11 protein-coding genes are annotated in these 10,202 nt (G+C 74.7%); 2 read left to right on the top strand and 9 right to left on the bottom strand.

Translation table 11 applies throughout. From position 1 onward, the window contains the following. Positions 1-16 precede the first annotated feature (16 nt). The 3 genes from NRO40_RS18495 to NRO40_RS18485 form a co-directional block, all read right to left on the bottom strand. Positions 17-1,525 carry an aldehyde dehydrogenase family protein gene (locus NRO40_RS18495; protein WP_058942765.1) on the bottom strand — a complete coding sequence of 503 codons (1,509 nt, stop codon included), beginning with the start codon at positions 1,523-1,525 and terminating at the stop codon, positions 17-19. Between the two features lie 314 nt (positions 1,526-1,839). Further along, complete coding sequence (locus NRO40_RS18490; protein WP_058942764.1) at positions 1,840-2,361, bottom strand: hypothetical protein; 522 nt, start codon at positions 2,359-2,361, stop codon at positions 1,840-1,842. Further along, entirely contained in the window at positions 2,358-2,624 is a 267-nt protein-coding gene (locus NRO40_RS18485) for a helix-turn-helix transcriptional regulator (RefSeq protein WP_058942763.1), read from the bottom strand. The genes NRO40_RS18490 and NRO40_RS18485 overlap by 4 nt, the downstream gene beginning before the upstream one ends. 114 nt (positions 2,625-2,738) lie before the next feature. On the opposite strand from NRO40_RS18485, the gene NRO40_RS18480 reads away from it, so the two are divergent. Then, positions 2,739-4,124: an acyltransferase family protein gene (locus NRO40_RS18480; RefSeq protein WP_198549363.1), complete on the top strand. Its 1,386-nt coding sequence runs from the start codon at positions 2,739-2,741 to the stop codon at positions 4,122-4,124. A gap of 4 nt (positions 4,125-4,128) precedes the next feature. Here NRO40_RS18480 and NRO40_RS18475 read toward each other — a convergent pair whose 3' ends face one another. The 4 genes from NRO40_RS18475 to NRO40_RS18460 form a co-directional block, all read right to left on the bottom strand. Next, positions 4,129-5,118: a malate dehydrogenase gene (locus NRO40_RS18475; protein ID WP_058942761.1), complete on the bottom strand. Its 990-nt coding sequence runs from the start codon at positions 5,116-5,118 to the stop codon at positions 4,129-4,131. 195 nt (positions 5,119-5,313) lie between these two features. Continuing rightward, on the bottom strand, positions 5,314-6,597 hold the full coding sequence (locus NRO40_RS18470; protein ID WP_058942760.1) for an XRE family transcriptional regulator: 1,284 nt from the start codon (positions 6,595-6,597) through the stop codon (positions 5,314-5,316). 474 nt (positions 6,598-7,071) lie between these two features. Then, positions 7,072-7,971: a DUF3017 domain-containing protein gene (locus NRO40_RS18465; RefSeq protein ID WP_079047141.1), complete on the bottom strand. Its 900-nt coding sequence runs from the start codon at positions 7,969-7,971 to the stop codon at positions 7,072-7,074. A 17-nt stretch (positions 7,972-7,988) separates the two neighbouring features. Next, positions 7,989-8,855: a bifunctional methylenetetrahydrofolate dehydrogenase/methenyltetrahydrofolate cyclohydrolase gene (locus tag NRO40_RS18460; protein ID WP_058942759.1), complete on the bottom strand. Its 867-nt coding sequence runs from the start codon at positions 8,853-8,855 to the stop codon at positions 7,989-7,991. Between the two features lie 243 nt (positions 8,856-9,098). On the opposite strand from NRO40_RS18460, the gene NRO40_RS18455 reads away from it, so the two are divergent. Continuing rightward, positions 9,099-9,647: a hypothetical protein gene (locus tag NRO40_RS18455; protein WP_058942758.1), complete on the top strand. Its 549-nt coding sequence runs from the start codon at positions 9,099-9,101 to the stop codon at positions 9,645-9,647. 73 nt (positions 9,648-9,720) lie between these two features. On the opposite strand, the gene NRO40_RS18450 is transcribed toward NRO40_RS18455, so the two are convergent. Both NRO40_RS18450 and NRO40_RS18445 read right to left on the bottom strand, forming a co-directional pair. Further along, a complete protein-coding gene (locus NRO40_RS18450; protein ID WP_058942757.1) occupies positions 9,721-9,936 on the bottom strand; it encodes a hypothetical protein in 216 nt (71 codons plus the stop codon). A gap of 19 nt (positions 9,937-9,955) precedes the next feature. After that, complete coding sequence (locus tag NRO40_RS18445; protein WP_058942756.1) at positions 9,956-10,198, bottom strand: hypothetical protein; 243 nt, start codon at positions 10,196-10,198, stop codon at positions 9,956-9,958. Positions 10,199-10,202 lie beyond the last annotated feature (4 nt).

Genomic DNA, 10,202 nt, shown 5'->3' with positions numbered 1-10,202 from the left:
CCTGTTCGCTCGCCGCTCAGCCCTTGAACCAGCGCACCGGGCGCGGGGCGAGGTTCTGGTAGACGTGCTTGCTCTCGCGGTACTCGGCGAGGCCGGCTGGGCCGAGTTCGCGGCCGATGCCGCTCTTGCCGAAGCCACCCCACTCCGCCTGGGGGAGGTAGGGGTGGAAGTCGTTGATCCAGACGGTGCCGTGGCGCATCCGGCGGGCGACGCGGCGGGCGCGGCCGGCGTCCGCGGACCAGACGCCGCCGGCGAGTCCGTACTCGGTGTCGTTGGCGAGGGCGACCGCCTCGTCCTCGGTGCGGAAGGTCTCGACGGTGAGGACGGGCCCGAAGACCTCCTCGCGGACGACCCGCATGGTGCGGTCGCAGTGGTCGAGGACGGTGGGCCGGTAGAACCAGCCGTCGTCGAGGCCGGGTCCGGTGGGGCGCTGCCCGCCGGCGCGCAGGACGGCGCCCTCCGCGAGGGCGGAGGCGACGTACTCCTCGGTGCGGGCGAGCTGCTGCGCGGAGACGAGGGGGCCGCACTCGACGCCGGGCTCGGTGCCGCGGCCGAGGCGGATCAGGTCGGCGCGGCGGGCCAGTTCGGCGACGAACCGCTCGCGCAGGGACTCCTCGACGATCAGCCGGGAGCCGGCCGAGCAGACCTGGCCGCTGTGGATGAAGGCCGCGTTGAGGGCCTGGTCGACGGCGGTGTCGAAGGCTTCGGGGGTGGTGCAGGCGTCGGCGAAGACGACGTTGGGGTTCTTCCCGCCGAGTTCGAGGGCGACCTTCTTCACACCGTCGGCGGCGGCGCGCATCACCTTGGTGCCGCTGACGAGGCCGCCGGTGAAGGAGACCAGGTCGACGTCGGGGTGTTCGGCCATGCGGGCGCCGACGGTGGCACCGGGGCCGGTGACGAGGTTGGCGACGCCGGCCGGCAGCCCGGCCTCGGTGAGGAGCCGCATCAGGGCGATCGTCGTCAGCGGCGTGATCTCGCTCGGCTTGACGACGAAGGTGTTGCCCGCGGCGAGGGCCGGGGCGATCTTCCAGCTGGCCTGGAGGAGCGGGTAGTTCCAGGGGGTGATCAGCGCGCACACGCCGACCGGCTCGTGCACGACGACGCTGTGGACGTCGGGGTCCCCCGCGTCGACGACGCGTCCGCCGCTCTCGTGGACGACGAGGTCGGCGAAGTAGCGGAAGGCGTCGCTGACGCAGTCGACGTCGACGCGGCCCTCCTCGACGGTCTTGCCGGCGTCGCGGCTCTCCAGGAGCCCGAGCGACTCGCGGTCGCGCTGGAGCAGGTCGGCGACCCGTCGCAGCAGCGCCGCCCGTTCGGCGACCGGTGTGGTGGGCCACTCCCCCTGGCCGTGGTCGAATGCCTCGCGTGCGGCGGCGATCGCGGCGTCGGCGTCCTCGGCTCCGCCCTCCGCCACGACCGCGAGGGTCGTGGCGTCGGCGGGGTCGAGGATGTCGCGGGTGGCGCCGGAAGCGGCGGTGCGCCACTCCCCGGCCACGTGGATGCTCTGTGTGTGGTGTTCCGACACTGCGCGTACTGCCTTCCGTACCTCGTGCGGTCAGAACCCTCCTGACCGGCGAGCCGGGCACCTGCCCCGGGCGGGTGGAAGCATGCGCGAAAGTGGCGGGGGTCACCCACGGCAGGCCCGCGACGGGCCCTGCGGCAGACCCCTGACAGGCCGTGCCGACCGGCGCCCGGCAGGCCCTGCGGCAGACCCCCGGCAGGCCCTGCGGCAGACCTACGACAGGCCGTGCGGCAGGCCTCCGACAGGCCGTGCCGACCGGCCTGGAGTCCCTGCGGACCGGCCGTCGACAGCCCCTGCCGACCGGCCTGCCGCAGGCCCTACGGCAGGTCGTCGCCGTCCGTCCGGACGTCGTCCTCGGCGCGCAGTCCGGCCACCCACAGCGGCATCAGCCAGTGCACGACGAGGGCCGTGAACAGCACCGCGAAGACGACCTCGCCGCCGGCCCGGACGTCCGTCGTCCACAGCAGCAGCCCGAACGCGGCGGTGCCGAGGAGGAGCAGACCGGTGGTGACCCGGTGGGCGATGGCCCGGACCCGGTCGCGTTCGGCGGTCTGGCGCTCGTCGAGCATCCGGCCGCGCAGTTCGAGCAGGCCGCGGGTGGCGGCGTTGATGCCGCCGGTGGCGACCACCCAGGGCAGCAGCAGGCCGAGCATCGCGAACGCCGCCCAGGTGGCGTCGGCGACGACCATGGCGAGCCACGTGGTGGCGGCCCCCGCGGTGAGCAGCACGTGCGCGGCGACCAGGGCCCGCCGGCGGGCCGCCGTCCGGTAGAGCGGCGCGGCCTCGCGCCGGTTCATGAGTGCGTACATCCGCTGGTCGTATCGCGTGGCGGTCCTCATGAGGTGGTCCTCCCGTTGTCCCCGTCAACCCCGTAGATCTCCGTCGTGAGCGGCTGGAACGGCTCCAGGGAGAACAGCGCCTCCACCGGGAGTCGGAAGTAGGCCGCCAGCTTCAGGGCCAGGTCGAGGCTGGGGTTGTACTGTCCGCGCTCGATGTAGCCGATGGTCTGGTAGTGGACGCCGACCTCCTGCGCCAGTGCCTGCCGCGACACCTTGCGTTCGGCCCGGACGACGGCCAGCCTGTTGTGCACCTGCTCGCTCATGTATAAGAAATACTACATTCGATCGTACTAACGCAATGATCCGTATGGATGATGTGCTGTCCGCGCTCGCCCGGTCGCCCCGGCGCGCGGTCCGGCCCGCTCTACGGTTCGATCATGCGCAGCAGCGACAGCGACCGCGTCTACCTCGCCCCCGTCGACCACCTGCGCGCCGCGGCCGCCGTCCTCGTGGTGCTGTACCACGGGTGCCAGCTGTTCACCGCCCGGCTGGAGGGCGGCGGGGCGTTCACCGCGGAGACGGGCTGGCTGTACTCGGCGAACCCGGCCGCGACGCTCGTCTTCGAGGGGCACACCGCCGTCGCCCTGTTCATGGTGCTGTCCGGTTTCATCTTCACCGTCGGCGCGCACGGCCGCCCCATCCGCTACGGACGGTTCGTCACCAACCGGCTCCTGCGGGTCTATCCGCTGTACCTGGTCGTCGCGGTGCTCGGGCTGGCGACGCAGGTGGCGCTGGTGTCGTACGAGGACGTGCTGCGCCTGCTGACGTTCGCGACGCCCGGCCAGCCCTACGGGGGCGTGTTCTGGACCCTCAGCGTGGAGGTGCAGTTCTACCTGCTCTTCCCGCTGCTGAACCGGCTGCTGACGGAGCGCGGGCCGGGCGCCCTGCTGCGGCTGCTGGGGGCCGTCGCGCTCCTGCGGGTGCTGGTGTGGCTGAGCAGTCCGGTGCCGGAGCCTCCGACGACCGCCCTGTACCTGGGGCTGGCGGGGCGCATCGACCAGTTCCTGCTGGGCATGCTGGCCGCCTGGTGGTACCTGCGCCGTGGGGAGCGGGCCGGCGGCCGGTGGCCGGCGTGGGCGGCGCTGGGGCCAGCGGTGGTCGCGCTGTGGTCGTACAACCAGCTGCACGGCTTCGTCTCGGACAGCCCACTGAAGCTGGTGTGGGGCACGGTGGAGGGCGCCGTGTGGGCGCTCTTCGTCGCGGTCTACGTCACGGGCGCGGACGCCACGGGCCGCGCGGACGCCACGGGCCGCGCGGACGCCACGGGGCGCGCGGCCCCGGGGGGCGGCGCGACCCCGGCGGCCGTCCCGGGCCCGGCGGGGCGCGCGGGACGGGAGGGGCCGGGGTGGCGGGCGTGGCGGGAGGGGCCGGGGTGGCTGTCGCGGGGGGCGGCACGGCTCGGCGAGGTCAGCTACTCGGTCTACCTGACGCACTTCATGGTGCTGACCGTGCTGGGCGAGTACGCCGGGCGGGTCCTCGCCGCGGTCCCCCTGCCGCCGGTGTGGGCGGCGTTCGCCCTGACGGCCGCGGTGGCGCTGCCGCTGACGGTGGCGCTGTCGTTCCTGACGTACCACGCGGTGGAGCTGCCGTTCCTGAAGCTGCGCCGCCCCTACCTGGGGGCGGCGGAGGCGGCCCCGGCAGGGGCGGCGGAGGCGATGGGGACGCGGGCGTGGGCGGCGACGGACGGCCCCGGGGGTACGCCGCGCCCCCGGCGGCGGGAGGCCGACCGGGGGCGGTGGGGTGTGCCGGGACGGCACGGGTGACGACTCAGATGAGGCCGAGGCCGCGCACGGCGTCGCGCTCCTCCGCGAGCTCCTGCACCGACGCGTCGATGCGGGCGCGGGAGAACTCGTTGATGTCCAGGCCCTGGACGATCTCGTACTTGCCGTCCTTGCAGGTGACGGGGAAGGAGGAGATCAGGCCCTCCGGGACGCCGTAGGAGCCGTCGGACGGGATGCCCATGGAGGTCCAGTCGCCCTCGGCGGTGCCGTTGACCCAGGTGTGGACGTGGTCGATGGCGGCGTTGGCGGCGGAGGCGGCCGAGGACGCGCCACGGGCCTCGATGATCGCGGCGCCGCGCTTGGCGACGGTCGGGATGAAGGTGTCGGCCAGCCACTGCTCGTCGTTGACGACCTCGGCGGCGTTCTTGCCGGCGATCTCCGCGTGGAAGATGTCCGGGTACTGCGTGGCGGAGTGGTTGCCCCAGATCGTCAGGCGCTTGATGTCGGAGACGGCCGCGCCGGTCTTGGCGGCGAGCTGCGAGATCGCGCGGTTGTGGTCGAGGCGGGTCATCGCGGTGAAGCGCTCGGCCGGCACGTCCGGGGCGGCGGCCTGGGCGATGAGGGCGTTGGTGTTGGCCGGGTTGCCGACGACGAGGACCTTGATGTCGTCCGCGGCGTTGTCGTTGATGGCCTTGCCCTGCGGCTTGAAGATGCCGCCGTTGGCCTCCAGCAGGTCACCGCGCTCCATGCCCTTGGTGCGGGGGCGGGCGCCGACGAGGAGGGCGACGTTCGCGCCGTCGAAGGCGACGTTCGGGTCATCGGTGATCTCGATGCCGCGCAGCAGCGGGAAGGCGCAGTCGTCGAGCTCCATGGCCGTGCCCTCGGCGGCCTTGAGGCCCTGCGGGATCTCCAGGAGGCGCAGCTTGACCGGCACGTCCGCGCCGAGCAGGTGGCCGGAGGCGATGCGGAAGAGCAGCGCGTAACCGATCTGGCCGGCCGCGCCGGTGACGGTGACATTCACGGGAGTGCGGGTCATGTGCGATCTCCGTAAGACAGCTGGCGGTGGGGGTCCCTTCCCCGGATGCGGGACGTCTCCCGTGCCGAGGACGCCCGGTGTCGCCGCGCGATGTCTCGACGTGGAGATATCCAGCGGTCAGGCTATCCGACCCGACCCCCCTCCAACCCCCGCCCCCTTGTGTTGCAGCTCACCCGAACGGGCGACGCGCCACGGTCACGGTGTGGCCGTGCAGCCCTTCACCCCGGTGGTGCGCAGGGCCGCGCAGGCCCCGGCGTCGGTCCCGTCGGCGACGGCGACCATCGGCGTGTACGCGTCGTCGTCGGCCCCGCCGACCGTGGCGTCGTGGGTGGCGCCGGGCGCGGTGACGCTGACGACGTCGCCGGGCGCGGCCTGGCTGACGCGGGCCCAGGCGGCCCCGCACACCTGGCTGTAGCGGACCTCGACCATGGTGGTGGCGACGACCGTGGAGGCGACCGTGGTGGCATGCCGGCCGCCGCATCCCATGACCTGCGGGTCCTGCCCGCCGCAGGCGGCGCCCGAGCAGCGGACGCCCTCGGGGAGCGGGGGCGGGGCGCTGGTGGCGGGGGCCGCGGGCGGCGCGGCGGGGCGGCGGACCCCGGCCCCGGCGGCGTCGGCCGCGCGGTCGCCGCGCGGGCCGCCGAGGTCGGTGAGGAGGACGGCCGCGACGACGACGAGGAGCGCGCCGAGGGCGCCCGCGAGGAACGACACCACCGTCCGCCCCGCCCGCCCCCGCGCCCCGCCGGGCCCCGTCCCGCCGGGCCCGCGGCCCACAGGGCTGTGGCCCTCGGAGCCGTGGCCCACGGGGGCGTGTCCCACGGGGGCGTGTCCCACGAGGGCCTGGCCCACGGGGGCGTACGTGGTGGGGCCCCGCCCCGACGGCAGCCGGCCGGCGGGCACGTGGTCGTCCACCGGCAGGCGCCCCGGCGGCACGTACCCGGGCGGCAGGTGGTCGGTCGGGGCGTACCCCTCCGGTACGTGGTCGGTCGGAGCGGCGTCCGGCAGTACGTACCCCGGCGGCACCCGGTCCGCCGGGGCCGTCGGCCGCGCGGTGCCCGGCGGGGCGTCCACCGGCAGGACGGCCGTCGACGGGAGGGAGGCGGGGACCGTGCCGGCGGGCGGCGCGGCGTCCGCGGCGCCGGGGTCGTCGAGGGCCGCGCGGGCCTGCGCGATGCGGATCGACTCCATCGTCAGGTCGTGCCGCATCTCGGCCCGGCTCCAGGCCCGTTCGGCCAGCTCCCACAGGGTGATGAGGTGGTCAGGGTTCGTACCGGTGACCTCCGCCAGCGCCAGGACGGCGCCGCGCGGTGCCAGCAGACGTCCGTTCAGGTACCGCTCCCACGACGTCCTGCTGTAACCCGTGCGGTCCGCGATGGCCGCGATGCCGAGTCCGCTGCGGTCGACGAGCCGACGCAACCGGCCGGCGAACTCCCGCACCTGCGGGTCGAGCTCCTCCGACAGCGCCTTCCACCGAGGCATTGCTTCCCCCTTGTCCCCCGGACCGGCCCGACACGCCCGATGCGTCCGGCGCGGTCCGTGCCGCGCGAAGCCAGGATGGCAGCTCCGGGGCCCGGTTTCCCAGTCGTGGCCGGGTGCTCACAGAGTTCCGGAATGGTCACTTCCGTGCCACAGGAACGGAGCGTCCCTTGATCAGCTTTGGCGCGTCCATGACCCTTGTTCAGGCGGGGACGGCGCCCGTCCTGTCTCGGGGGAGGGGATGGGCGCCGTCACCGACGGGGGTCACGACGAAGGCGGGCCGCCCTCCTCCTGACGAGGGGGCGGCCCGCCTTCCGTGTCACGCGACCCCACCGGGCCGGGGGCAGCGCCGGAGCCGGGACCGGGCGGGCCGGGGGCCGAGGGCCGCCGGGATTGGGCCGGAGGCCGGGATCAGGCCGTGGTCCGGGAGCAGGCCGGGGTCCGGGGCCGTGGTCCGGGGTCCGGGCGTGCCGGCAATCACCGCACCGTGAAGCGCACGGCTTCCTTCAGGAACGGGATCTCCAGCCACGGGTCGGGCTGCGTCATGAGGGCGAACAGCACGATCGCCCCGCCGAGCACCCCGTACGTGATCATGTCGGTGAACCGGGACCGCACGGCGAGCATGCCCACCGACGGCAGGGCCCGCCGCAGTCCCGCGCCGGTCAGCAGGGCGACGCCGATCAGGAGCGCGCCGATACGGGGCGCGTGGCGGAACGCGTCGAAGCCGATGACGACCAGTCCGAGCGCGGTGATCCCGAGCACGGTGAGCAACGGCCACTGCCGGGCGGGCGCGGGGGCGTCCCCGGGGGCCGCGCGACCGCCGCCCTCGGGACGGACGGTGCCCTCGGTGACGGCCGGCGGCCGCCGGGTCCCGCCCGCCGACTCCTCCTCCGCGCCGTCCGGCGCCGGCTCCCCCGCCGGGTCCGGGGTACGGGGCGTGCTCGCGGCACGCGCCCGGTCCGGTGCCGGCGACTGCGGGGACCGGGAGGGCTGCGGGGCCTGCGGCCGTCGCGCCGGGCGGCCGGACACCGCGACGGCTCCGGCCACCACGTCACCCGCCGCACCGACCGCCGTGGACGGAGCCGAGCCGGGGGCCCGGGGCGACGCCGTGTCCGCGTCGCCGCCGGCCTCCGCCGTGCCCGCGCCACCTGTCGCGCCCGCGCCGTCCGCCGCGCCCTCGTCGTCCGTCGCGCGCGCGCCGTCCGCCGTGCCGTCACCGGCCGGGGCCGTGCCGACCGTGTCCGGCGCGTCGTCCGGTCCCGGCACGCCCTCCGGTCCCGGTACGTCGGCCGGTCCCGGCGCGCCGGCACCGGCGGTGGCCGCCGTGTCGGGTGCGGAGCCCGCCGCGCGGGATCCGTCGTTCGCCCGTACGCCCATGGGGTGGCCCTTCCGGCTCACTTCGCGGCGTCGGCCGCGGCGCGCTCGGCCGCCTCGACGACGTTGACCAGCAGCTGCGCCCGCGTCATCGGGCCCACGCCACCGGGGTTGGGGGCGACCCAGCCGGCCACCTCGCGCACGCCCGGGTGCACGTCGCCCATGATCTTGCCGCTCGCGTCGCGGCTGACGCCCACGTCCAGGATGGCCGCGCCCGGCTTGACGTCCTCCGGCTTGACCAGGTGCGGCACACCCGCCGCGGCGACGATGATGTCGGCCCGCCGCAGGTGCGCCGAGAGGTCACGGGTACCGGTGTGGACCTGCGTCACCGTCGCGTTCTCCGAGCGGCGCGTCAGCAGCAGCGGCATCGGCCGCCCGATGGTGACGCCCCGGCCGACGACCACCACGTGCGCCCCGGCGATCTCCACGCCGTGACGGCGCAGCAGCGTGACGATGCCGGCGGGCGTGCACGGCAGCGGCGCGGGCTCGCCGAGGACGAGCCGGCCCAGGTTGGTCGGGTGCAGGCCGTCCGCGTCCTTGGCCGGGTCCATCAGCTCCAGGATCCGGTTGGTGTCCACGCCCTTGGGCAGCGGCAGCTGCACGATGTACCCGGTGCAGGCCGGGTCCTCGTTCAACTCGCGGACGACCGCCTCGATGTCCTCCTGCGTCGCCGTCGCGGGCAGCTCCCGCTGGATGGACGCGATGCCCACCTGGGCGCAGTCGCGGTGCTTGCCGGCCACGTACTTCTGGCTGCCGACGTCCTCGCCGACCAGCAGCGTGCCGAGTCCCGGGGTGACGCCCCCGGCCTTCAGCTCCGCCACGCGGGCGGTCAGGTCGGACTTGATCGCTGCGGCGGTGGCCTTGCCGTCGAGAATCTGGGCGCTCATGGGCCCATCCTCGCGGAGACCCCCGCCCTCTTCCAATTCCGGGGCGTCAAGCCCCGGCGGAAGAGGTTGCATCTGCACAACAGTCGCCCAAACCGACTGGACAAAAAGATGATGTTAATACAACGATGACCGCGCAATGCCGCGGGCAGTGCCGGGGGGACGGGCGGCGCGTACATGGGTGCAGCAGACAGTTCCTCCGCGCGGAACCGCGCGTCCCCGCACGACCCACGGAGGAATCCCGCCATGAGTTTCGGCGACCCGAACAACCCCTACGGCCAGCAGCAGCAGCCCGCCCAGCCCGGTTACGGCTACCCCCAGGCCCCGCCGGTCCAGCCGTACGGCCCGGGCGCCGGTTACCCGGGTGCCCCGATGGAGATGCCGGGCGGCGTCAAGGCGGCCCGCGTGATGCTGTTCGTCATCGCCGGCCTGCAGTTCATCGGTGCCATCGGCGCCGTCCTGACCGCGCTCGCCATCAGCGCGGCCCAGGAAGACCCGACGCTGAAGAACGACATCCAGTTCCAGCAGCTCGCCGACATGTCGACCGGCGCGATCTGGGGCGTCACCGTCCTGATCCTCGCCTGGGGCGTGCTCGCCATCGTCCTCGGCGCCAAGTTCGGCAGCGGCGGCAACGGCATCCGCATCACCGCGATGGTCTTCGGCATCATCACGGCGATCCTCGGCATCTACCCGTTCGTCGTCATCGGCCTCGCCCACACGGTGCTGGCCATCCTGGTGGCCGTCTTCGTCGGCAAGTCCGACGGCGCCGCCTGGTTCTCGCGCCCGCGCCACTGAGCCGAGCCCGCGCCACGAAGGCCGCGGCCCCGGACGCACCCGCGTCCGGGCCGCGGCCTTCGCCGTACCCGCCTCAGCCCGAACGCTCCACGGACGTACGCACCACCCGGATCGTGCGGGTCCGCCCCAGGACGTACGCGTTCCCGTCCTCGAACTCCAGCCGCCTGCGGTCCGGCAGCACCTGACGCACGTCCCCCACCGTGTGCGGCACCCCGCCCACCGCGATCACGTCACCGACCCGGACCCCGTCGCCCGTGACCTCCAGGGTCCGGACCGTCAGCCTCGACATCCCCGACCACCCGCCGCCGTCAGGACCGGTCGCCCGGAGCGGTGCCCGCCGACAGCGCCGCCGCGAGCTGCCGGGCCGTGCGCGGCGCGCACCGGCCCAACTCCACCAGCGGGTACGGCGGGTCCGCCGCCAGCGACACGCAGTCGAGCCCCAGCGACGGCAGGGTCACCCCCACCTCGGTGAGCGCGGCCCGCAGGACGTCCCGCGCCTCCTCCGCCTCCCTGATCCGCTCCGCCGCCGCCATCCGTTCAGCGATCCCCATGCAC

This window comes from Streptomyces changanensis, assembly GCF_024600715.1.
GTDB classification, from domain to species: domain Bacteria; phylum Actinomycetota; class Actinomycetes; order Streptomycetales; family Streptomycetaceae; genus Streptomyces; species Streptomyces changanensis.
This window is presented reverse-complemented; position numbering and strand designations above follow the sequence as displayed.